The organism is Bacillus nitroreducens, from assembly GCF_964021195.1.
Genome location: NZ_CAXHYI020000003.1, coordinates 1,199,455 through 1,223,606, shown reverse-complemented (window position 1 = coordinate 1,223,606; position 24,152 = coordinate 1,199,455). Strand labels below are relative to the sequence as shown.

The window sequence follows — 24,152 nt, the reverse complement described above, 5'->3', positions numbered from 1 at the left end:
TTGTGGCTTTGGACACTCCCTTCTTTTGCAGGGTTATCCGACTCTGCCAGCCAACATGGTTAGATTGTCACCTGTTCCAGGTTTTGCCTTCAAGTCCTCTGCACATTGCCTCACGGCAATGCACTACTTGTCAGCTATACACTTCCGCCACTACGGTGTGTTCAGGACTTTCACCTGTTAGTCCGATGCGCTGCCAAGCGCACAAAAGAGTATGAATCCTCTATAGATTCATACTCTCTTTTCATTTACCCTGCATTTCGAATTAATTTCATACTTAATTTTTCGAGCATATCCTTGGTCATTGTTTCAAGGTTATATACAGACTTGAAGCCCCATTCTGCTTTTGCTGCAGTAGCATCAATCGAATTTGGCCAGCTTTCTGCGATAGCTTGGCGAACAGGATCAACCTCATAATTTATCGTAAACTGCGGAATATGTTTTTTGATTTCAGCCGCAATTTCCTCTGGAGAGAAACTCATCGCTGTTACATTGAATGCATTTCGGTGCTTCAATTTGCACTCTTCAGCCTCCATTAAGTCAATAATAGCTTGAAGTGCATCAGGCATATACATCATATCCATATACGTTCCTTCGGCAATATACGATGTATAGCTTTTATTTTTTATTGCTTCGTAAAAAATCTCCACCGCATAATCGGTCGTACCGCCACCAGGTGGAGCCACATATGAAATGAGTCCTGGAAAACGTAAACCTCTCGTATCAATTCCAAATTTTTGGTTGTAGTAATCACAGAGTAACTCACCCGCAACCTTGTTTACCCCGTACATTGTGGTAGGTCGCTGAATGGTGTCCTGTGGGGTTTGATCCTTTGGCGTTGACGGACCAAATGCCCCGATCGAGCTAGGAGTGAAAAATTGACATCGTAGTTCACGCGCAACCTCTAATGCATTCACTAATCCACCCATATTTAAATTCCACGCTAATAGTGGCTTTGCCTCTGCTGTTGCAGATAACAATGCAGCTAAATGAATAATCGTGTCAGCATCATATTTCTTCGTGATATCATACATTGCTTTTCCGTCTGTTACATCTAGTAGTTCAAACGGGCCTGAACGAGCAACCTCGCAATCTGTTTTTCGGATGTCTGTAGCCACCACATTGCTAGCTCCATAAACTTGGCGAAGTTTCATTACAAGCTCTGACCCAATTTGACCAAGGGCCCCAGTTACAATAATTTTCTCCATTCTTCATTCCCCCTAGGTGGTCAGGTGACCATCTATTAGATAATGTTCATTTCCTTACCGACTTTTTCATAAATCGCTACTGCTTGATCCAGCATTTCCTTTGTATGTGCAGCAGTTGGCATATTGCGCACTCTACCAGTTCCTTTTGGTACAGTCGGGAATACAATCGATTTTGCGTAGACGCCTTCTTCAATTAATCTCTTACTGAATTCTTGTGTTTTTACTTCATCTCCCACAATCACGGGCGTAATTGGTGTTTCACTTTGACCAATATCAAAGCCACGTTCCTTTAATTGCTGTTTGAAGTAGTTTGCGTTATCCCATAGCTTGTCGTGGAGTTCCGTGCTCTCCATTAGAATCTCAATTGCTTTTGTTGCAGCTACGGCATCCGCTGGTGTAACAGCCGTTGAGAAAAGAAATGGTCTGCTACGGACCTTTAGCCAGTCGATTAATGCTTTTTTACCCGCTACATAACCACCAACAACGCCAATTGCTTTTGAAAGAGTACCAATTTGGAAATCCACTTTATCAGAGAGGCCAAAATGCTTAACCGTACCAGCCCCATTACCTAATACACCTGAACCATGGGCGTCATCTACATATGTGATGAGATCGAATTCCTCAGCAATTTGTACAATTTCAGGTAGTTTTGCAATGTCGCCATCCATAGAGAAGACACCGTCAGTAATAACCATTACTTTGTTATATAAACCTGATTCCTTTGCTTCTTTTGCTTTAGCACGCAAGTCATCCATATCAGAGTGATTGAAACGAATGATTTTTGCCTTTGAAAGACGACAACCATCAATAATGGATGCATGATTCAGCTCATCAGAAAGAATCGCATCGTTTTTATCCATCACTGCAGAAATAGCTGCCATGTTACAGTTAAAACCAGATTGGTAAGAAATCGCAGCCTCTGTGTGCTTAAATTTCGCAAGCGTTTCTTCTAGTTTGATATGAAGGTCAAGTGTTCCGTTGATGGTTCGAACCGCACCTGCTCCAACTCCATATTCGTCGACTGCTTCTTTGGCTACTTCTTTAAGACGTTCATCCGTAGCTAAACCTAAATAGTTGTTTGAAGAAAGATTAATCAGCTCTTTCCCATTAATCTTGATGATCGGCCCGTTTGCGCCTTGAAGTGGATCGATCACATTATAAAGACCTTTCTCTTTTAGATCCTCTAGATTTTCATGCAAAAATGAATCTAACACCTTTGACATTTGAATCCTCCTCTGTATGTTTGCAAAACACAACTGTATTCCCTAGAAATACAAACGGTTTTTGCAAAATCCTTTTATACCAACATTTATACTTCATACTTTACCACATTATTCATCAAATGTTTATACCCCGTGGACACTTTTTATAATTATTATTATCATATTTGTTAATTAGGGATATGTGTTAATAGTTTAGTCGAAATAATAAATTTCTAGATTTCTGGACAGATATTACATTTTCTATTTATTAGGATACAAACAACAAATTGCAGAGGTGATTTAGAAGATATGAGGGGTTACAATGGAAATTTAATTAAAAAAAACATTGGACAAATTACGGGCGGTGACTAGCACCTAACCCGAAATCCAATGTATGATAAACTTAGTTCCACCTTTTATAGACTTTAATAATGGTGTGTCTTCATCAATTACTCTACCAATCACATTAACTTTTGTATCTAAAGGAAGATTACGCTTTGTAATCTGTATTTCCCCTTGATATCTGCCATAATTAATGTTATCAACAGTAATGGTTCCAATTGGTCGTTCAACAGTATTTTCAGGCTTTACAGGAAAGTCTCCTATTAATCCATATAGTCGGGATTCTGCAACTCTGATTACATCCCTTGCAGCATCTTGCCTATTGGTTAAAACACAATTCAGCCGTTCAAAAATTGCTTTATCAGTTGTTACACTTTTTGCTCTAAGTACAACCTTACCTGATTGGAAGCTATTAAATTGTTTCTTCGACCACTCACTTATTGTCGGATCACCGATTATGATTTTATCTACACTAGGATTCTTATGAAAGTCGAGATACGCAGCAAAGGTCGATAACTCTCTATGATCCTCAATGGTTGGCAGACCTTTGAAAAGCGGCCCTCTTTTTTCGCCATCCCCCGGAATAAACGCCATCACTTTTATCCCCTCAGCTTTCAACCATTGATTTGTAAGATCGAATTCATCTGTATTCAAACCTGTTTCAGGGCGCGGATAAAAATTATGCCAAGCCTCGACTGATCTCAAACGGAGCCCACATTCTTTTAATTTTTGTATATTTTCTCTAGTTAGAGTACTTGCATTTAAAGCAATCTTCATTTTTCTCGAGAGATTAACAATCAGCTCATCTGAAACTCCATAATCGACCCTTAATCCCGTCAACCCCCACTCTTGTAGCCCCTCTGCATTTTCCCATGTGAATCCCAAATAGTTAAGAGATTTTGGAGATATATCAGCAAATAACTCCATATTATATTTTATCGCTAATGATCCAAGCTCTTTAAGACGCTCCCTATATAAGCTTGGATCTTCTTCTGGAATATGAAGAGATGTAAAAATACTTTTAAAACCGATTTTGCTCATTTCTTGAAGATAAATCTCTTTTTGTATCGATATTTCTTCATTTAGATAGATTGATATTCCAAGCATTTCCCTTCTCCTTTCATCTGTCGATAATCATGTAACCTATTCAAATCAAAGAAGGGAGAACCGATACCCTCCCCCTTTTAATTACAATAAGATGGTTCAACACCTTCCAGGTCCTAAAAAAACCATCATCAAATCAATTCTTCAATTTACTATTGCACTACTGAGTCTTAAAAACTTTCATCCATTTCCTTCTTGTACCCAAAGAAGTAAGTGAATACAAATCCAGCAATGTAGGTGATTAATAATCCCAAGAAGTACATTAAATATTTATTATCAACAATTAACGGAATTAATGGTATACCAGATACTCCAATTCCACCTGACGCTGTCTGCATAACAGCCTGGAATGCACCGCCGACCGCAGCACCTAAACACGCTGTAACGAATGGTCGACCTAATGGTAAAGTAACCCCGTATAAAAGCGGTTCACCAATCCCTAAGAATCCTGTAGGTAGACCACCTTTAATGACGTTTTTAATACGTTTATTTTTCGTTTTTACTAAAATTGCAATTGAAGCACCAACCTGACCTGCACCAGCCATTGCCAAAATCGGAAGTAAGGCAGTTGATCCAACCGAGTTAATTAACTCCATATGAATTGGTGTTAAACCATGGTGAAGCCCTAACATAACGAGCGGTAAGAAGAAGCCTGCCAAAAGTCCTCCAGCCAACACTCCACCAACATCTAAAACAACATGAATTCCGCTTGTGATGATATCTGAAAGCAGCCCAGCAAATGGTTGAACAGCCGCAATTGTTAAAATACCAACAGTTAAAACTGTTAATAATGGCGTTACAATAATGTCAACTGCATTTGGAACAAACCTTCTGTACCTTTTCTCAAAGAACACCATTAACCAAGCTGCAAACATCGCTCCAAACAATCCACCTCGTCCTGGAGTTAAGTTTTGTCCAAAGAGAACAATATCTGCTAATCCAGGGTGCATCGTAATAATACCAGCAATTGCGCCCAGAACTGGAGTGCCACCAAATTCTTTAGCTGTATTCCAACCAACTACGATTGCCAAATATCCAAAAATACTTCCACCAAGGACGGTTAAAATTTGCATCCAAGTTAAAGACGGATCGACACCCGCATTTTTAGCAAAACCAGCAATCCCATTTATGATACCCGATGCAACTAGTCCCGGAATGAGAGGTATGAAAATGCTCCCAATTTTCCTCAACAAATTTTTAGCTGGAGTGTTATTCTTCTTTTTAAGATCATTCTTTTTCAAACTAACAACATCATCAGAGCTATCTACTGTTTCTCCCATCTTAAGACCAGTAATTCTAGCTATATGATCAGAGACTTTATTAACGGTTCCTGGTCCGACAACAACTTGTAGTGTGTCATCTTCAATAATCCCCATTACACCGTCTAACTCTTTTAATCTATTTATGTCTGCCTTCTTGTCATCTTTCAAATTAATACGAACTCTGGTCATACAATGGGTGAAGGAAGCGATGTTTCCCCCTCCACCAATGTGATCTAATATCCCTCTCGCCAATAATTCTTCCTTTTTCATCGTTTCTCCCCCTAACTATTTTGTATTTCTAATAAAACCCTTCGACTCTTCTAATCTGGCTAAAGCCTCTTCATATGAACAATTTAATAAGATCATGACAATTGCTGGTTTCACTTGCTGATGAGCTGCCTCGAAATAGGATTGTGCACTTTCATAATCAACACCAGTTGCTTCAACTATTATTTTCTTAGCTCGTTCCACTAATTTTTTGTTTGTCGGTTGTACATCCACCATTAAGTTTTCATAAACTTTCCCAATACCAATCATTGATGCTGTTGTAATCATATTCAACACTAGCTTTTGCGCTGTACCAGCCTTTAATCTTGTTGATCCAGTTACAATTTCTGGACCTGTCACTACTTCGATTGAAACATCTGCTATTTTACCTATTACGGAATCTTTATTATTACTCACACTTGCAGTAACAGCACCGATTTGTTTAGCATAATTTAGGGCGCCTATTACATATGGGGTTCTTCCACTCGCCGCTATCCCAACAACTACATCCTTTTCAGTTAACGATATAGCTTTAAGGTCACCACTTCCCAATTCCTCTTTATCCTCGGCACCTTCAATCGCATTTGTTATCGCTTTCTCACCACCCGCAATAATACCACGCACTAAATTTGAGCTTACTCCAAACGTAGGCGGACATTCCGATGCATCCAATACACCAAGACGACCACTTGTACCTGCACCAACATAAATTAGTCTCCCACCACTTCTGAATGCTTGAATGGTATAATTGACAACGTTTTCAATTTTATCAATTTCTTCCTTTATAGCTAACGGAACTTTTGAATCCTCATCATTCATCAACATCAATATTTCTTTTACGGACCTTTTATCTAAATCCATACTATTAGGGTTTCTCAGTTCTGTCGTTAATTTTTCTAGCATCATTTCACCCTCTTCATGAAATTTCATTTCTCAAATACATTATAACTAATTGAAATTAAAAATCAATATTTTTATAATTATACATGAAATAAAATTTCAAACACATCGAACAAATCTACCTCAATTTTACTGTTTTAATCCCAAAAAAAGAGCCACTTACCTTCGCAAGCGGACCACTTCATCTCTAGCCTCGTGATATTGTTTGATTACATTTTCTCCTTTAGTATGGAAAACACTTAAGTATAATGCATCAATTATTGTCAGTTGTGTCATTCTAGATGGAATACTTCCAATTCTATAATCATGCTCTACCTTTGGAGTACATAAAATTATATCTGCTTCTTTATAAAGAGGTGATTTATCTATATTTGTAATTGCAATAACAGTTGCTCCTTTTGATTTAGCAAACCTAGATAGTTCAAGGACATCCTTTGTTTTTCCAGACATACTAACAGCAACAAATACAGATTTGTTGCTTAAATACGGAATTGCTGATAACAAAAAGTGGAAGTCATGACGATGGATACACTGATAGCCAAGTTTTGTGAATTTATAATATCCATCTAAGGCAGCAATTGCAGATCCACCCACTCCATAAAACAGGAGTTTATCAGCATCAACTAATACTTCTACTGCTTTTTCAAAATCCTTCCGATCAAGTGAAGCTGGTGTTGCTTCAATAGCAGCCTTATTAACATAGGTTACCTTTTGAAACAGGTCATACGGTTCATCTTTTTTATTCAAGATATTAAAATCTGTCAAGTTAATATCTGTTAAGGTAATATCTTTTACAAGCTCTAGTTTAAAGGATTTGAAACTTCCAATGCCTATAGATTTACAAAATCTAATGACAGTCGACTCACCTACCCCACTGTTCTTTGACAAATCCTTAGTTGTCATATTGGGTACCATTTCAGGGTGTTTCAAAATATATGCGCCTATTTTCCTTTCGGCTTCTGATAATCTGCTCAAATGTTGCTCAATTCTTAACAGTAATGAACTCATTCTAATTACTCCTCTAATAATGAAATTCCTTATGAAACAATTAATGAAATAAAATTTCACACCTTTTCTCTTTATTATAGTCGATAAAGTATTTTTCTCATAATGAAATAAAAAAATCCAGCTAGGCCAAAATAGAGAGGTTAATCTAGCATAAGTAAATTCGATTAAGGAATCAAAAAAAACTAAATGTTTTCTAACCGTGAGTAAGCATTCTAGTTGTCATTTTCCACCTGAAAGTTGAACATATATAATCATATTTTTGGGTGATAATATTTCTTAGTATGTGTTTAAAGATTTATTATTTTTGGGGAGGCTATTCCTTGGTTACTCACTATAGAAGTTTGAATGAAGAGTGTGGTGTTTTTGGAGTTTGGGGGATTCCAGATGCTGCACGCTTATGTTACTTCGGATTACACAGTTTACAACATAGAGGTCAAGAAGGGGCTGGAATTGTTGCGAACCACGATGGAAAGTTAGTAGGACATCGTGGCTTAGGGCTGCTGACAGATGTTTTTAAAGATGAAAGCTTATTTGCTGAGTTACAAGGTGAAGCTGCAATTGGTCATGTTCGATATGGCACTGCTGGTACGAATACAATGAAGAATACCCAACCCTTTTTGTTTGAATTCCATGACGAGCAATTAGCTTTAGCGAATAATGGTAATCTTACAAATGCAATAACTTTACGTAAGGAATTAGAGGAGAATGGCGCCATTTTCTCTTCAAATTCAGACACGGAGATTTTAATGCACCTCATTCGTCGAAGCAAAAAAGAAGCTCTACTTGACCGACTCAAAGAAAGCCTCAATATGATGAAAGGAGCTTTTTCATATTTAATTTTAACACCGAACGAAATGATTGGAGCTATGGACCCAAATGGCTTTCGCCCCCTTGTACTCGGACAATTACCGAATGGCTCTTATATACTAGCAAGTGAAACTTGTGCGTTGGATGTTTCTACTGCTACATTCATTCGTTCAATTGAACCAGGAGAAATTGTGATTGTCAATAATGACGGATACCAAATCGAAAAATATACAGAAGATACAATGTTCTCTATATGTTCAATGGAGTTTATCTATTTTGCACGCCCAGATTCAGATATCGCTGGTGTCAATGTACATACTGCACGTAAAAACATGGGTCGAACTCTAGCAAAAGAGGCACCAGCAGAAGCGGATATTGTTGTGGGTGTGCCCAACTCATCATTATCGGCCGCTAGTGGTTATGCCGAACAAAGTGGGATTCCCTATGAAATGGGATTAATCAAAAACCAATATATTGCTAGAACATTTATTCAACCCACACAGGAATTGCGCGAGTTAGGCGTACGTATGAAACTATCTGCTGTCAGAGGAGTCGTGAATGGTAAAAAGGTGGTCATTGTTGATGATTCAATCGTTCGAGGGACAACGAGCAAATATATCATTCAATTACTGCGTGATGCTGGAGCAACCGAAGTCCATATGAGAATTGCTTCACCACCTTTTCGGTTTCCTGATTTTTATGGAATTGACGTTCAAGATCGTCACGGATTAATTGCGGCTGACCACACCGTAGAAGAAATACGGGATATAATTGGTGCGGATAGTCTTGCATTTCTAAGTGTACCTGGAACTGTCGATTCCATTGGCCTTCATTTTGATGCTCCTTATAACGGTCTATGTATGGCCTATTTTACAGGGGATTATCCAACCCCATTGTATGACTATGAAGAAGCCTATTTGGGGTCTCTTAAAAATGCAAAAAGATTTACAGATACACAAAGTTCCAATGATTAACGTAAATGAATTCAATATCAAGGATATCTCATGATGTTCGAGAATTAAGCACCTCTTTTTACTTTGTTCACATAAGAGGTGCTTGGCATTTTTGGTTTGTAATCGAAAGTTAGATTTCTTTCAAACTCATAATCGCTCAAATCCAATTTATAACGTTTCTCCCTAACGAAAGGTATTTATACGATTTCTCTGCCTTTGTCGCATAGATAGACGTCGGTTTATTTGCAACAAAAGCTTCTAGTTCGTAAAGTACTTATAATCTCTACTTCCTTTTGATGGGTATGATTAGAAGGTCGTTAATTATTGCAATTTATAGCGTCAAGAAACGTTTCCTCGACCATGCAATTGATGTAAAATTATGACATAGACTTAGCTTTACACCAAAAAGGAGGAAACACGTTGAACGAAAACATCCGAACCCATCTTAAAGAAAACCGAGACTTACACTTAAAAGAACTTTTTGAATTTCTATCCATTCCTAGTATCAGCGCATTACCTGACCATAAGGAAGATGTAAATCATACGGCTGAGTGGGTTGCTGAAGCATTAAGAAAAATTGGTATGGAAAATGTAAGCATTCACCCTACTAATGGACATCCTGTCGTCTACGGGGACTGGCTTCATGCAGAAGGAAAACCAACAGTATTGATTTATGGGCATTATGATGTCCAACCTGTTGACCCTCTTCATTTATGGGACAGCCCACCGTTTGAGGCAGAAATCCGCGATGATAAAATTTATGCACGTGGAGCAAGTGATGACAAGGGCCAAACCTTCATGCATTTAAAGGCATTAGAAACAATTTTAAAAACAGAGGGGACATTACCACTTAATTTCAAATTCTGCATTGAAGGTGAAGAGGAAATTGGAAGCCCTAACCTTCCAACCTTCGTTAAAGAAAATAAAGATTTACTTGCTGCAGATGTCATTGTTATTTCTGACACAACCATGAATGAGCGCGGAAAACCAACCATTTGCTATGGAGTACGGGGACTCGCAGGACTACAAATCGATGTGAAAGGACCTAACAGTGACTTACACTCTGGACTTTATGGTGGTGGCGTACATAATCCAATTAATGCACTTGTTCAAGTGTTGGATTCCTTCCATTCTGAAGACGGAAAAGTAACCGTTGAAGGATTCTATGATGATGTTCTTCCATTAACAGATGAAGAAAGAAAGGCATATGAAGCGTTAAACTTCGATGAGGAGAAGGAGCGACAAGCGCTTGGCGTACCAGCCCTTTATGGTGAAAAAGGATATAGTTACCTTGAACGTACTTGGGTCCGCCCAACTCTTGATATTAATGGAATCTATGGTGGGTTCCAGGGGGATGGCATCAAGACGGTAATTCCTTCTGAAGCACATGCAAAAATCACATGCCGACTCGTTCCTAACCAGGACCCTGAGAAAATAGTAGAACAGTTGAAACAACATATAGAGAAAAATAAACCTGAAGGTGTAGAAGTAAGCCTGCAACTTTTTGACAAAGGTGCGCCATATGTGACACCGTTTGATCATCCTGCCATTCAGGCAGCAGCACGTGCGTACGAATCAATCTATCAGGTACCAACCTCTTTTACACGCGGTGGTGGCTCATTACCAATCATCGCAACGTTAGATGAAGTTCTTCACGCACCAATCGTATTAATGGGCTTTGGGCTTCCAACCGAAAACTTCCATGCGCCTAACGAGCACTTTCATCTTGAGAATTTTGATAAAGGTTTTGAAACTCTGTGTACCTACTGGTTCGAGTTGGAAAAGTCATTATAAACGGATAGGTGGATTCCATTATTGGAATCCACCTTTTTTTACTACGATTAGAGCTGATGAGAGACTCTCAACTCTTATACTGACTTTAGGACTTTCCCTTACATACTCTCAAGAGTTCGGTCCTTCATTCACTCATTGAACGACCTGTTTACATATTCGCTATAATATTCAGGTCTTCATTTTTCATACATTAACTCTTTTATAGAGGAACTCTAGTTTTTATCCAAAAACTCTCGTACCTGTTCAAGTGTTGGCAGTGCTGTCATTGCTCCTTTTTGGGAGACCGCCAATGCACCAGAAACACTCGCAAACGTTGCGATTTCCTCAATTTCTTCTAGCGAATAATCTGTAAGTTTTTTAGCTCTTTCACTGAATTGGTAGAGCAGTCCAGATACGAACGCATCACCAGCTCCTGTTGTATCTACACTTTTCACCTTTCTAGCTTCAACAAAAATAGACTGCCCTTTGTAGAAAGCATACACTCCATCCTTACCAAGTGTAATAACCAATAGTGGAATATTGTATTGTGCTAGTTTTTCAACACCACGTTCGATTTCCGTTTCACCTGTAATGAACTCCAATTCCACTTCTGAAATTTTCACAACATCCGCTTCACTTAACACGGAAGTGATTTTTTGATTTGCTGTATCTAAATCCTTCCAAAGCATCGGGCGAAGGTTCGGGTCGTAGGAAACGATTAGTCCCTTTTCCTTTGCGAGTTGAAGTGCCTTTTTCGTTGCTGACTCCGCAGGTTCATCAATTAACGAAATCGAACCGAAATGGAACACATTATGTTCAGCAAAGAGTGTTGCAGGAATTTCTTCAGGGGTTAAGAAGCGATCAGCACTTTTTTCAATGTAAAACGAAAACTCCCGCTCACCTTCTTCGCTAAGCGTCACAAACGTTAGTCCTGTGCGGACCTCTTTAGAAAGGTACAACGTTTCTGTTTGAACTTGATAATCGTCCAAGGTCTGTTTTAAAAAGTTTCCAAGAACATCGTCTCCCACTTTCCCAATGAATGTGGACTTCGCCCCAAGCCGTGCTACCCCAACTGCTACATTGGCTGGTGCACCTCCTGGACTTTTTAAAAATTCCATATTGTCTTGGTCAAGTGGAATGAAATCAATTAATGCTTCACCTAAACTAATAACTCCCTTTCCCATCGCTCTCCTCCTAACCTAAATCCCATTTCTTTATATTAAATTGAAGATTACCTTCAGCTATGAACGTAATGGACTCGTTCTTCGTACTCGGAAAAATTCTTGCTGTAAAAACTTCTTCCCCATCATTTACAAAAACCTCAATGGATGAAGCATCCAAAAATACTTGTAGCTTTTTTATCCCATAGATTTGACAATGCCGTGATTCAATTTGGCCATCTTTAAAGTTCTTCCGATGGAGACTCACTTTATTTTCTTTTGAAGAATAATAAAAGCTTGCAGACTCTCTGAATTTAATTTCAAAGGAATCCGTACAATACGAAATTTCATCAAGAAGTAATTCAATAGATGTTCCTTCTACTCTATCAAGCGTTACAATATCTGTATTAACCTCTACATTTGAATACGAGACTTCATTCTTACGTAATTGCTTCAATTCTTCTACGGGCTGCTGAACAACTTTTTCACCCTTAAGAGACAAAACGCGTGGCAATGTCATAGCATGAATCCAACCATTTTTGATAGTCGGTTGATACTTTTCATTTTCATCCGTAATGCCCATCCACGCAAAAAGGAGCCTTCTACCTTTTTCATCAACTGTTGTCTGTGGGGCATAGAAATCAAAGCCACGATCTAACTCGGTAAAATCCCCATGTTTGTAGGACAGCTCTTGATAATCCAACTCACCGACAAAATAACCTGCTTGAAATAGATTGTTATATAAATCTCCCTCAGGCGCAAGTCCCTGGGGGGAAACTAACAGAACATCTTTCCCATCTAATTCAAATAAGTCAGGACATTCCCACATATATCCAAACGGCCCCAGACCATTCATTTCTGAACCTGTAATCACACCATGAAAGTCCCAGTTCGTTAGGTCGTAAGAGGAATAAAGAACAACCTTGCCCTGCTCGTTTAGATCTTGAGCACCTAGTACCATGTACCAAATATTATCCTTTTTCCAAACCTTTGGGTCACGGAAATGGGCAGTATACCCTTCAGGTAGATGGATGACTGGTCCCTTTTTTTCAAACGTGATACCGTCACTTGATACCGCCATACATTGATACGTTTCACGTTCGTCATTTTCATCTTTCACATTACCAGTATAAAACAACACCATTTTTCCTTCGTGTTCAACGGCGCTTCCTGAATAGCAACCATTTTTCTCATACCACTCACTCGGAGCAAGTGCAATTGGATTATGTTTCCAATTTACAAGGTCGGTTGATGTGTAATGTCCCCAAAATTTGGAGCCATGGGCCGTTTCAAATGGATTCCATTGATAAAAAAGGTGGTAAACTCCCTTATATTGAATAAACCCATTTGGATCATTCAAAAGCCCTACTGGAGGCATTAAATGAAAATGTAGACGATAAGGGTCACTTTCAACCCGCTCTTTATTTCGCACAACTTCCTGGTTTACTTTTTCAGTTAATTCACGTTGATTCATGATGAACTCCTTACATAAAGAAGGCAAGTTATTACTTGCCTTCTAGCTTTTTATCTGAGAAACCGAACATCCAAGTGAGAACAAATGCTACTGCAATTGCAGCTACGTTTACAAGGATATACATTAAAATTTGTCCGTTTAAATAAAGTAATGTTCCTGGAATAACAGTGATTGCCATACCCGTTCCTTTTAGTCCGAAGATCGAAGCCAAGAAACCACCAACTCCACCACCAATCAATCCCATAATAAATGGTTTTCCATAGCGAAGATTTACCCCAAAGATAGCTGGCTCTGTAATTCCTAAAAATGCCGATAATGACGACGGTAACGCTAAAGCTTTTAATTTAGTTGATCTTGTTTTTAAACCAACTGCTAATGCAGCTCCACCTTGTGCCGCAGTCGCACATGTTACAATTGCGTTATAAGGGTTAAAACCAAAGTTTTCAAGTAATTGAATTTCTAATAAGTTAAAGACGTGATGAACACCCGTAATGACAATGATTTGGTTAAGGAATCCAATTATAAGTCCCGCTAAACCAAATGGCCATTCAAGTACAGCAACCGTCACATCTAGTATCACATTCTCAACTGTATGGAATACTGGTCCGATTGCAAACAATGCTAAAGCAATCATAATAAGCAATGTTAAAAACGGAGTGACAATCAAATCGAGTGCCTCTGGAACACGCTTACGAATCCACTGTTCAAGTTTCGCACCAACCACACCTGTAATAAATGCTGGGATTACCGAACCTTGGTATCCAACGACTGGAATAAAACCAAAGAACATGATGGGATCAACATCACCGCCCGCTACTCCCCATGCATTAGGTAATGATGGGCTTACTAGCATCAATCCAAGTATAAGCCCAATTGTTGGGTTTCCACCAAACACACGAAATGTGGACCAGGCTACAAGTGCTGGTAAGAAAACAAAGGCTGTATCAGTTAATATCTGTGTGAATAAGATGAAGTTTTCTGATATATCAGCAGTCGTTAAGCCAAACCACGCTAAGATTTCTTCCTGCATGACTAAGCCACGAAGCCCCATAAATAAACCTGTGGCAACTAGCGCTGGAATAATGGGAACAAATACGTCTCCGAAGGCCCTTACAGCTCGTTGAAATGCATTTCCACTCTTTGCCGCTTCTTTTGATTGATCGGATTTTGTCGTTGTATCGACACCAAGCTTTTCTACCTCTTCATAAATACGATTAACTGTCCCTGTTCCGAGGATTACTTGGAATTGACCTGAGTTAAAGAATGCTCCTTTTACCTTATCAACATTCTCAACCTTTTCTTGATCAATTTTCTCTTTATCCTGCACCATAATGCGCAATCTAGTTGCACAGTGTGCAGCAGATACGATATTTTCTTTACCCCCAATTGCTTCTATGATTTCTTCAGCAATTCTCCGATTTTCTGACATTACCTCTCACCCCTATTATAGTGTTAGTGTTAATGTGGTATCGATTACATATACATCAAAATGAAACCCTTTCGTAAAATATCCGTTGAGCTACTCTTACATTCATTGATGTCATTTGTTTTTACTAGAAGTTTTCTATAACTTAGCAGTGGATATGGCTCATTACTCACAATAGGTAATCGATTACACATATAGCTAAAAAAATATAGTGAGAATGTGTAATCGATTACACATTTGTTATGAAATAGATTATATACTATCTCTAATAATTAGTCTATAATCTATTTGTTTTTTTTCAGAGGAAACACCTTCCTGCAAAATCTGTAACAACGTCTTCGCTGCTTCTGCTCCTGTATATTCACTTAGCAAATCTACTGTAGTTAATTTGGGAACAACATATTTAGAAAGATCCGATGCCCCCATTCCTGTTATCGCAACATCATGTGGAACAATTAACCCTTTTTCCTTTAAGTACTCCATCGCTCCTATAGCTAGTCGGTCTGTAACAGCGACAATCGCGGAAGGTTTTTGAACTGATTTTTCGAATATTTCCTTTGCCATATGATAACCTGATTCAATTGAGAATTCCCCTTTTTGTACCCAGTGGGTGTCAACCTCTAATTGGTTTTCCTCTAGCGCTTCTAAGTATCCCGCTTTACGTTTATAGCCAACCTCATAATCTTCTTCGTCAACGCCGATAAACGCAATTTTCCGATGGCCTTTCTTAATCAGTAGAGTCGTAATATCCTTTGCTGCTTGGACGTTATTGTTGATGACAGATGGAATTCCCTCTATTTCTTGTCCAGTAGCTACAAAGGGAATTCTAAGTTTTTTAATCTCGTTAAGAAGCCCCTCACCGCGATTTGTCGCAAGAAGTATGATACCGTCGACTTGTTTGCTCTTTAAAAGCTTCAAATACTCAATTTCTTTTTGAGGATCAAGATTTGTATTGGTTAATAGGATTTGATAGCCGTGTTTTGCCAATTCTTCACTAATTCCATTTACAATTCGACTAGCCGTTTCTGTGCTCAGCTTTGGTAAGATAACCCCAATGACATTCGACTGCTTTGTGCGCAACGCTTTAGCATGCTCACTTGGGATATAGCCAGTTTCTTCAATGATTTTTAAAATTCTTTTACGAACTTCATCACTCACATATCCTGAATTGTTCAGCACACGCGACACAGTCGCACTGGACACATTAGCTAATTTGGCAATTTCCTTCATTGTAACCATGACATTTCCTCCATATTGATTCATTCCTCTATATTTTACACAATTCTTACAAGGACAAAAGAAAATCTATTCTTTCTTCATTAGGAGTTCAGCCTTTGATGAACTCCTCTTTATTAAGATTTATATCTCATTTGCGTTTTTCTTCTAATTACCAATTGATTCAGCACCTCAGATAGAACGAGTCCGAATGCGATGGCACCCGAGATCATAAAGGCTCTCGCTGCTAAAGGTAAAGCAGTGGAATAGTCATTTTCAACAAAATTCCTCATCGCATCATATGCCGTTCCACCTGGTACTAACGGGATGATTCCAACAATACTGTAAATAATAACAGGGTTTTTATACACTTTTGCTAAGATATGACTAATGATGGCAACCGCAAAAGAGGCAGCCAATGTCGCATACACCGCATCGACCCCTTCTGTAAATAAAACAATATAGAACATCCATCCAATCATTCCGACTAGTCCACAATTTAATAAGGACTTTTTGGGAACATTGAAGATGATTCCAAATGTACTTGATGCAACAAAGCTTGTGATTAAGTGAGAAAGCATGGTAGACTCCTTCCTTTTTAGAATATCGATAGCACAACTGCAATTCCTGTTCCAATCGCAAAGGCTGTTAAAAAGGCTTCAGCTCCCTTTGCAAGTCCTGACATCAGATGTCCTGCAATTAAGTCGCGAACAGCGTTTGTAATTAATAAGCCTGGAACAAGCGGCATCACAGAGCCGATCACAATTTTTTCAAGTTCTTCACCGCTCCCGATTGCGATAAAGGCATACGCAATAATTCCGATGATAAAGGACGCAATAAATTCCGCGAAAAATTTGATGCGGACAATCTGATGGATAAAGATAAAAAAGGCGAACCCTAATCCCCCTGTCACACACGCAGGAACAAAGTCAACCCAACTTCCAAGAAACATGATGGTAAAACAGCCACTAGCGAGTGCAGCAGCCAAAATTTGAATCCAAATAGGATAGGCAAGGTCTGCTCGATCAATCTCTTTGAGTTGTTTTCTAGCATCTGCTAATGACAACTCACCACTGCTAATCTTGCGTGAGATGCTGTTGACAAGAACAACCTTTTCCAAATCGGTTGACCGATTAGATATCCTTATTAAATTTGTTTTATCTGTCTCACTTGTGGAAAAAATAATACCAGTAGGGGTTACAAAACTATGTGATGTTAACACTCCGAATGCTGCAGCTATTCGATTCATGGTATCCTCGACTCGATACGTTTCGGCGCCACTCTCTAGCATAATTTTACCTGCTAAGAGACATACTTCAACAATTCTACTTTTCTTATCCATAAAACATACGCTCCGATAGTTAAAAATTGATATATTGTAAAGCTTATATAAAGAAACCCTTATATTCAACTTAATCTTTGGTAAACATGAGATTAATGGTAATTATTCTTGATTTATGATATATTCATCCATTATAGAAGATCTTCAAAAAGTGAGATTTACGTGAATTTTTGAGGGTCCAGTATAGGATAACGAAAGAGGTTATGGCCGTGGAGAATACGAACAATTCAAACTTTATTAGGAATATCATAATCGACGATTTAGAAACTGGAAAACGCGATCATGTTGTGACTCGTTTTCCTCCAGAACCAAATGGATACCTTCACATTGGACACGCTAAATCAATCGTGCTTAATTTCGATTTAGCAGATGAATTTAATGGAAAAACAAATCTGCGTTTTGATGATACAAACCCATTGAAAGAGGATATTGAGTTTGTAAACGCGATTAAAGAGGATGTAAAATGGCTCGGATATGACTGGGAAGGTCTATTCTTTGCATCAGATTACTTTGAAGAAATGTATGAACGAGCTGTGCTATTAATTAAAAAGGGCCTCGCGTATGTGGACGACTTAAGTGCGGATGAAATCCGTGAATACCGAGGAACCTTAACTGAGCCTGGAAAAGACAGCCCATATCGAAACCGTTCTATCGAGGAAAATCTTGAGTTGTTTGAAAACATGCGTGCAGGGAAGTACGGGAATGGTGAAAAAGTGTTACGAGCAAAAATTGACATGAAATCACCAAACATCAATTTACGTGACCCTGTTATATACCGAATTGCACATGTCACACACCATAACACAGGTGATAAATGGTGTATCTATCCATTATATACGTATGCCCATCCAATTGAAGATGCCATTGAAGGTGTAACACATTCCATTTGTACGATTGAATTTGAAGACCAACGTCCTTTTTATAACTGGGTTGTTGAGCATTGTGAAATGGAAAGTAAGCCACAACAAATTGAGTTCGGCCGTATCAATTTAACAAACACAGTAATGAGTAAGCGTAAACTTAAGCAGCTTGTTGAGGAAGAATATGTAGATGGATGGGATGACCCACGTATGCCTACCATTTCTGGACTAAGAAGAAAGGGCTATACGCCTGAAGCAATCCGTAACTTCTGCCGTGAATTAGGCGTTGCGAAAAATAATGGAACAGTTGATACTCAAATGCTTGAGCATTTTGTACGTGAAGATCTAAAGTTAAAAGCCCCACGTACAATGGGTGTCCTCAATCCACTTAAGGTAGTCATTACCAATTATCCAGAAGGACAAGTGGAAATGCTTGACGCAGAGATCAACCCAGAAAACCCTGAGATGGGTACAAGACAAATTCCTTTTTCACGTGAAATCTATATCGAACAAGAGGATTTCATGGAAAATCCACCAAAGAAATATTTCCGTCTTTTCCCTGGTAATGAAGTACGCCTCAAACATGCGTATTTTATTAAATGTGAAGAGGTTATCAAGGATGAGGAAGGAAATGTAGTAGAACTCCGCTGTACGTATGATCCTGAAACGAAGAGTGGTACTGGATTTACAGGCCGTAAAGTAAAAGGAACGATACACTGGGTTGAGGCTACACAAGCGGTACCTGCTGAATTCCGTTTGTATGAGCCACTTATTTTAGACGAGGAAGAAAATGAGGAAGATGAAGACAAGACTTTCCTTGACCATGTCAATCCAAACTCTCTTGAAATCTTACATGGGTTCGTCGAGCCAAATATGAAAGATGTAAAACCACAGGATAAATTCCAATTCTTTAGACACGGTTACTTTAATGTAGACCCAAAACTTACAACAGAAGACCGTACTGTCTTTAACCGAATTGTTTCTTTAAAAAGTTCATTTAAATTGTAAAAAACTAGACTCGTGCTACTATTGCACGAGTCTTTTATATAACTCAAGATTGATATTGGACCTGATGTAGATTTGCAAAGATACCACCTTGCTCGAGTAACTCATCATGTGCACCTTGTTCAGCGATTCCCTCTTCCGTTACCACTACTATTCGATCTGCATTTCGAATGGTTGCCAACCGATGGGCAATCACTAATGTGGTTCGATTTTTTGCAAGCTCTGTTAATGCTTTTTGAATAATTTGCTCTGTTTCCGTATCAAGAGCTGAAGTGGCTTCATCTAATATTAAGATTGGTGGGTTTTTCAAGAACATTCTCGCAATCGCGATCCGTTGTTTTTGGCCACCAGAAAGCTTAAGACCTCGCTCCCCTACTTGTGTTTCATATCCATCAGGTAGTCCCGCTATAAATTCCTCTAGATGGGCACGCTTTGCTGCTTGCTCTATCTCTTCATCTGATGCACCAAGCTTCCCATACGCAATGTTTTCACGTAAGGTGCCTGTAAACAAGAACACATCTTGCTGGACAATTCCGATTTGCGATCTTAACGATTGTTTCGTCATTTGTCGGACATCCATTCCATCAATGGTAATCGAACCACTATCAACATCATAAAAACGAGGTATTAATGAACAAATCGTCGTCTTTCCTGCCCCAGATGGACCAACGAATGCCACTGTCTCACCAGCATGCACCTTTAAATTAATATTCTTCAGAACAGGACCCTGTTTCTCATCATAACCAAACGTAACCTGATCAAATTTGATATCTCCTCGAAGTGATGGAACAGCTATTGCATCCTTTGCATCTTTCACTTCTGGCTCCATGTCAAGCAACTCTGTAAAACGTTTGAAACCAGCCATTCCCTTTGGATATAACTCTAATAGGGCACTAATTTTATCAATTGGTTTAAAAAGAACATTGACATAAAGGACGAATCCGACTAATTCCCCGTATGTAAGATCCCCATTAAAGCTTAACCATGCACCAAAAACTAACACAATTAGTACAAACAAGCGTGTCATGAAATAGATACCTGCTGATGCAGAGCCCATCACTTTGTATGCGCCTAGCTTTGAGCGACGGAACTTACCGTTGTCAACTTTAAAACGTGAAATTTCATACTCCTCATTTGTAAAAGACTGAACCACACGTGCCCCTGCAACACTATCCTCCACTCTTGCATTTACATCCGCAATGTTGCTATACATCGACTTCCAGGCACGATTCATGCGAACATTTGAAAAAGCAATGAGCCAAATTAAAAACGGCACAACAACAATCGCAATTAATGCAAGCTTCACATTAATGGTTAGCATAATCCAAAATGCCCCTACAAACGTCATGATCGCAATGAACAAATCCTCTGGACCATGGTGAGCAAGTTCCCCAATATCGAATAAGTCATTCGTGATTCGACTCATGATATGGCCTGTTTTTGTATTATCAAAAAAGCGAAAAGATTGACGTTGAACATGCTGAAACAACTGCTGTCTCATGTCAGTTTCAATGTTAATTCCTAGCTTATGCCCCCAATATCCAACAATAAATTGGAGACCTGAACTAACAGCATATAAAACTAACAATCCGACACTCACCCATACAATTGCAGACCAATTATGGGTTGGTAAAAGTTTATCTATAAACCATTGCACAGCTAGCGGAAAGGCAAGTTCTAAGATAGCTACAATAACCGCACAGCTAAAATCAATTAAAAACAATGTACGATGGGGTTTATAATATGTAAAAAAACGCCGAATCATCCTACTCTCTCCCTCATAACATCCTTTACATCTATACGAATTATAAGCTGATTCCCTGGACTTGACAAACTATTTTGTTGCTCGAAATATAGTGTATGAGTTTTTTCCGCACTCAATGTATGCTTTGGGGAATTGTTAACCTGCAGCTTTGTTCTTGGAGATCTCAAACACGAAGACAGAACCAATTTTTTAGTTGATCTGACATCGTTATCCTTTCGGCACATTTCAATCATCATTTGAATCATATTGATGACATTCCCTTGAATTTACATAATCAAAAACAGTGATAAGGAGTGGTGAATTTAGAGACAAAATGGTATGGTAGAGACAGAATATAAAAAATTCAGAAACGCTATGCGTTCTGTTTCAATGTGTACTATTTTCAACATGAAAGAGGGGTGAGGAACCGTGAGTACAATGATGATTGTCATGATTTTTTCGATTATTCTTTGTTTTATCGTTATCGGCATAACCGTTCTTGTTACAAATAAAGCATATGATGTTCTTCCAAACTCGCTAAAAATTGACCCGCATCCTGACGAAGATAAGGAAAAGAATAAACAACCAAAATAATGCGAAACGATTGGTAGCTATCTCAATAAAGATTGCATCCTTATTAAATTATGAATCTAGACTTCACAGAAACTCTCACCATACTAAGTAATATTTGCCTCTTTAAGGTAAAAAGTTTATGTACTATAATCAAATTAATTAAATAAAATGTTTTCTAGGGTTCCGTAGCTATCTTGCTAGTCTGGTCCGAGAGAAAACTCATAGCATAAAGAGTATGTTTAATAAGTCCAGTGAACACATATTCAAGAGCTATGCCACGGAAGGACAAAAGCCTGGGAGATTATACATTTGTTATAATCTTTTAGGCTTTTTCTTTTGATTAAAATCATTAGGGGGAAAAAGAATGAATTTAGAATGGGCAAAGGTTTTTCTAGCAGCCTTTTTCGAAGTATTTTGGGTAATTGGATTAAAGCATGCGGATAGTTTTTGGACTTGGACGGGAACTGCGATTGCGATTTATATCAGCTTTTACGCATTAATCGCTGCAGGTAAAAAATTACCGGTTGGAACTGTTTACGCTGTCTTTGTTGGGCTTGGAACTGCAGGTACCGTGTTATCGGAAATTCTATTTTTTAATGAACCAGTTAAGATGACGAAGCTTCTATTAATCGGGGTCCTGTTAATTGGAGTGATTGGTCTCAAGCTTGTTACCAAAGAAAAAGAAGTAGAAGGAGCTGAGGGGTAATGGCATGGTTTTCACTTATAATAGCAGGAATTTTTGAAATGCTGGGCGTTGTCATGATAAATCGACTACACGAAAAGAAAAATTGGCAATCACTTGTATTACTCCTTGGAGCATTTGGGGGAAGCTTTTTATTTTTAAGTATTGCCATGAAAACCTTACCCATGGGTACTGCCTATGCTGTATGGACTGGATTAGGAGCGTCAGGTGGGGCACTATTAGGAATGTTTTTTTATGGAGAACCAAAGGACTGGAAACGCTTTGTATTCATTGCTTTAATCATTAGCTCTGCCGTTGGATTAAAGCTTGTTGGATAATGGGAAACAAAAGTTAGTGAGGATTTTTCATCACTCCCACATGTAGATTACAATGCTATACACAGACTGGGCTCGGTACTCTACGATTAGATTATGGTTTCATTGCTCCTCAAAAACAGATAAAAATTTTAAAAAGGGCTGTTACGAAAAACAGCCCTTTTTATAATGTGATGAAGGATTATGACCTTGAAGCTAAATCCGATTTCGTTGCATCAACCATTAAGAAAATCGCAGATAGAATATGCATGATCATTCCAACAAACGGAATCCACCCGATACAAGAAGTGATAATTCCAAATACACTCCCAACATAGGACCCTCCATCCCTCTTCGTAAGGACAAGGGTAATAATATGGAGAACCAACATAATTCCCAGCGGCGCCCAATAAAAACCAAGAATAATGGAAGCCCCTAAAAATGGTATACCTAGAATTGCTTCAAGACCACCTGTCACCCATTTTAGTATTCTTGAAACAGACATTTATTCACCTCCTACTGATAATATCCTATTACTTAATTACCTTTTCATGCGCTATACTAATTGATTACGACAAATTCTTTCTATTTCCGAGGAAATACAACAATAATTAATATTGGAACTTGTCTAAAAATGAGAAATAATCCTTTAAAAATTCATAAAAAATCTTCTCCGTTGGGAGCAATTTTCGGTCTTTGGGAATGATAACCCCAACTGAACGTGTTACCTCAGGAAGTACAATCGAAACCTTAACGGTCGAATGTGGAACATTTTCAAGTAACGTTACTTCTGGTATAATTGTGACTCCGAGGCCTGCGGAAACTAGTCCCTTAATCGCATCTATATCTTCACCTTCAAAAGAAACTGTAGGTTGAAACCCAAGTTGATTACACGCCTTTACAATAATATCCCGAAGAACATATCCTTTTGGAAACAAGACAAACTGCTCCTCTTGTAACTGACTAAGATTAATCGTTTTATTTTTAGCAAGCCGATGTGAGCGTGGTAAAAGCGCCACCATTTTATCGGTAAAGAGAGTCGTTCCTGTGATTTTCTTTTCTTGGTTCGGTACTGGCCCAAGGAGTGCCATATCAATTTCACCTGTTTTCACTCGGTCGATCAAAGAATAATAGTTTCCTTGTGACAATGAAAATTTCACCTGTGGATGGCGATCACGAAATGCAGATATTACTGTCGGAAGTGTGTGTGCCGCTAAGCTACTTGGAAATCCAATTCGAATCGTTCCCCGTTCTGGGTCTAAATATTCTTCAATTTCACGCTTGGCATTATCGAGTACGTTTAATGCTTGTTCAACATGATCCAAAAAAACTCTGCCGATTGGGGTCAATTTTACATTTCTTCCGTCTCTAATAAATAAATTCACACCTAATTCATCTTCAAGATTAAATAACTGCCGACTTACAGCAGATTGCGCAATATGCATGGAATTTGCTGCTTCTGTGACATGTTCTCGCTTTGCAACTTCCATAAAATAGGTCAGCTGTCTCAGTTCCACTAGGTATTTTCCTCCAT

Annotated in this window: 21 protein-coding genes and 1 riboswitch; of the genes, 6 read left to right on the top strand and 15 right to left on the bottom strand. The window is 38.6% G+C overall.

Annotation, left to right across the window (positions count from 1 at the left end; genetic code table 11):
- Nucleotides 1–245: 245 nt before the first annotated feature.
- From ACWPVE_RS09785 to ACWPVE_RS09760, 6 genes are all read right to left on the bottom strand, one after another.
- Nucleotides 246–1,205, bottom strand: a complete 960-nt coding sequence (locus ACWPVE_RS09785; RefSeq protein WP_453992856.1) for an L-threonine 3-dehydrogenase — start codon at nucleotides 1,203–1,205, stop codon at nucleotides 246–248.
- A 35-nt stretch (nucleotides 1,206–1,240) separates the two neighbouring features.
- Nucleotides 1,241–2,428, bottom strand: a complete 1,188-nt coding sequence (locus ACWPVE_RS09780) for a glycine C-acetyltransferase (protein WP_453992855.1) — start codon at nucleotides 2,426–2,428, stop codon at nucleotides 1,241–1,243.
- Between the two features lie 354 nt (nucleotides 2,429–2,782).
- The gene (locus tag ACWPVE_RS09775) at nucleotides 2,783–3,856 is read right to left on the bottom strand and encodes a DUF871 domain-containing protein (protein WP_453992853.1); all 1,074 of its coding nucleotides are present in this window, start codon (nucleotides 3,854–3,856) and stop codon (nucleotides 2,783–2,785) included.
- Between the two features lie 167 nt (nucleotides 3,857–4,023).
- A complete protein-coding gene (locus ACWPVE_RS09770) occupies nucleotides 4,024–5,385 on the bottom strand; it encodes a PTS transporter subunit EIIC (protein ID WP_453992852.1) in 1,362 nt (453 codons plus the stop codon).
- Between the two features lie 15 nt (nucleotides 5,386–5,400).
- A complete protein-coding gene (gene murQ, locus ACWPVE_RS09765; RefSeq protein WP_453992850.1) occupies nucleotides 5,401–6,285 on the bottom strand; it encodes an N-acetylmuramic acid 6-phosphate etherase in 885 nt (294 codons plus the stop codon).
- Nucleotides 6,286–6,441: 156 nt separating this feature from the next.
- Entirely contained in the window at nucleotides 6,442–7,290 is an 849-nt protein-coding gene (locus ACWPVE_RS09760; protein WP_453992848.1) for a MurR/RpiR family transcriptional regulator, read from the bottom strand.
- A 320-nt stretch (nucleotides 7,291–7,610) separates the two neighbouring features.
- Here ACWPVE_RS09760 and purF point away from each other — a divergent pair, with 320 nt between their 5' ends.
- The gene (purF, locus tag ACWPVE_RS09755; RefSeq protein WP_453992846.1) at nucleotides 7,611–9,071 is read left to right on the top strand and encodes an amidophosphoribosyltransferase; all 1,461 of its coding nucleotides are present in this window, start codon (nucleotides 7,611–7,613) and stop codon (nucleotides 9,069–9,071) included.
- 399 nt (nucleotides 9,072–9,470) lie between these two features.
- Nucleotides 9,471–10,844, top strand: a complete 1,374-nt coding sequence (locus tag ACWPVE_RS09750; protein WP_453992844.1) for a dipeptidase — start codon at nucleotides 9,471–9,473, stop codon at nucleotides 10,842–10,844.
- 212 nt (nucleotides 10,845–11,056) lie between these two features.
- Here the strand turns inward: ACWPVE_RS09750 and ACWPVE_RS09745 are convergent, their stop codons facing one another.
- The 6 genes from ACWPVE_RS09745 to ACWPVE_RS09720 all read right to left on the bottom strand — a co-directional run bounded on the left by ACWPVE_RS09745 (nucleotide 11,057) and on the right by ACWPVE_RS09720 (nucleotide 17,440).
- On the bottom strand, nucleotides 11,057–12,007 hold the full coding sequence (locus ACWPVE_RS09745; protein ID WP_453992843.1) for an aminoimidazole riboside kinase: 951 nt from the start codon (nucleotides 12,005–12,007) through the stop codon (nucleotides 11,057–11,059).
- 10 nt (nucleotides 12,008–12,017) lie between these two features.
- Nucleotides 12,018–13,457, bottom strand: coding sequence for a glycoside hydrolase family 32 protein (locus tag ACWPVE_RS09740; RefSeq protein WP_453992841.1), 1,440 nt, complete (start codon nucleotides 13,455–13,457; stop codon nucleotides 12,018–12,020).
- A 31-nt stretch (nucleotides 13,458–13,488) separates the two neighbouring features.
- Complete coding sequence (locus tag ACWPVE_RS09735) at nucleotides 13,489–14,886, bottom strand: sucrose-specific PTS transporter subunit IIBC (protein ID WP_453992839.1); 1,398 nt, start codon at nucleotides 14,884–14,886, stop codon at nucleotides 13,489–13,491.
- 249 nt (nucleotides 14,887–15,135) lie between these two features.
- On the bottom strand, nucleotides 15,136–16,122 hold the full coding sequence (locus ACWPVE_RS09730; RefSeq protein WP_453992838.1) for a LacI family DNA-binding transcriptional regulator: 987 nt from the start codon (nucleotides 16,120–16,122) through the stop codon (nucleotides 15,136–15,138).
- A 113-nt stretch (nucleotides 16,123–16,235) separates the two neighbouring features.
- Nucleotides 16,236–16,703: a threonine/serine exporter family protein gene (locus tag ACWPVE_RS09725; protein ID WP_453997450.1), complete on the bottom strand. Its 468-nt coding sequence runs from the start codon at nucleotides 16,701–16,703 to the stop codon at nucleotides 16,236–16,238.
- Nucleotides 16,697–17,440 (bottom strand): threonine/serine exporter family protein, encoded by a 744-nt coding sequence (locus tag ACWPVE_RS09720; RefSeq protein ID WP_453992836.1) that lies wholly within the window; start codon nucleotides 17,438–17,440, stop codon nucleotides 16,697–16,699. The genes ACWPVE_RS09725 and ACWPVE_RS09720 overlap by 7 nt, the downstream gene beginning before the upstream one ends.
- Before the next feature lie 209 nt (nucleotides 17,441–17,649).
- Between ACWPVE_RS09720 and ACWPVE_RS09715 the strand changes: the two genes are divergently transcribed.
- The gene (locus tag ACWPVE_RS09715; RefSeq protein ID WP_453992834.1) at nucleotides 17,650–19,308 is read left to right on the top strand and encodes a glutamine--tRNA ligase/YqeY domain fusion protein; all 1,659 of its coding nucleotides are present in this window, start codon (nucleotides 17,650–17,652) and stop codon (nucleotides 19,306–19,308) included.
- Nucleotides 19,309–19,351: 43 nt separating this feature from the next.
- On the opposite strand, the gene ACWPVE_RS09710 is transcribed toward ACWPVE_RS09715, so the two are convergent.
- Entirely contained in the window at nucleotides 19,352–21,070 is a 1,719-nt protein-coding gene (locus tag ACWPVE_RS09710; protein WP_453992832.1) for an ABC transporter ATP-binding protein, read from the bottom strand.
- Nucleotides 21,071–21,487: 417 nt separating this feature from the next.
- On the opposite strand from ACWPVE_RS09710, the gene ytzI reads away from it, so the two are divergent.
- From ytzI to ACWPVE_RS09695, 3 genes are all read left to right on the top strand, one after another.
- The gene (gene ytzI / locus ACWPVE_RS09705; RefSeq protein ID WP_453997448.1) at nucleotides 21,488–21,643 is read left to right on the top strand and encodes a YtzI protein; all 156 of its coding nucleotides are present in this window, start codon (nucleotides 21,488–21,490) and stop codon (nucleotides 21,641–21,643) included.
- 143 nt (nucleotides 21,644–21,786) lie between these two features.
- Nucleotides 21,787–21,924: riboswitch (guanidine-I (ykkC/yxkD leader) on the top strand.
- A 62-nt stretch (nucleotides 21,925–21,986) separates the two neighbouring features.
- Entirely contained in the window at nucleotides 21,987–22,328 is a 342-nt protein-coding gene (locus ACWPVE_RS09700; RefSeq protein WP_453992830.1) for a DMT family transporter, read from the top strand.
- Nucleotides 22,328–22,642 carry a DMT family transporter gene (locus ACWPVE_RS09695; RefSeq protein ID WP_453992828.1) on the top strand — a complete coding sequence of 105 codons (315 nt, stop codon included), beginning with the start codon at nucleotides 22,328–22,330 and terminating at the stop codon, nucleotides 22,640–22,642. Before ACWPVE_RS09700 ends, ACWPVE_RS09695 begins: the two co-directional genes overlap by 1 nt.
- A gap of 178 nt (nucleotides 22,643–22,820) precedes the next feature.
- On the opposite strand, the gene ACWPVE_RS09690 is transcribed toward ACWPVE_RS09695, so the two are convergent.
- Nucleotides 22,821–23,123: a hypothetical protein gene (locus ACWPVE_RS09690; RefSeq protein WP_453992826.1), complete on the bottom strand. Its 303-nt coding sequence runs from the start codon at nucleotides 23,121–23,123 to the stop codon at nucleotides 22,821–22,823.
- A 106-nt stretch (nucleotides 23,124–23,229) separates the two neighbouring features.
- Nucleotides 23,230–24,135: a LysR family transcriptional regulator gene (locus tag ACWPVE_RS09685; RefSeq protein ID WP_453992824.1), complete on the bottom strand. Its 906-nt coding sequence runs from the start codon at nucleotides 24,133–24,135 to the stop codon at nucleotides 23,230–23,232.
- Nucleotides 24,136–24,152: the final 17 nt, after the last annotated feature.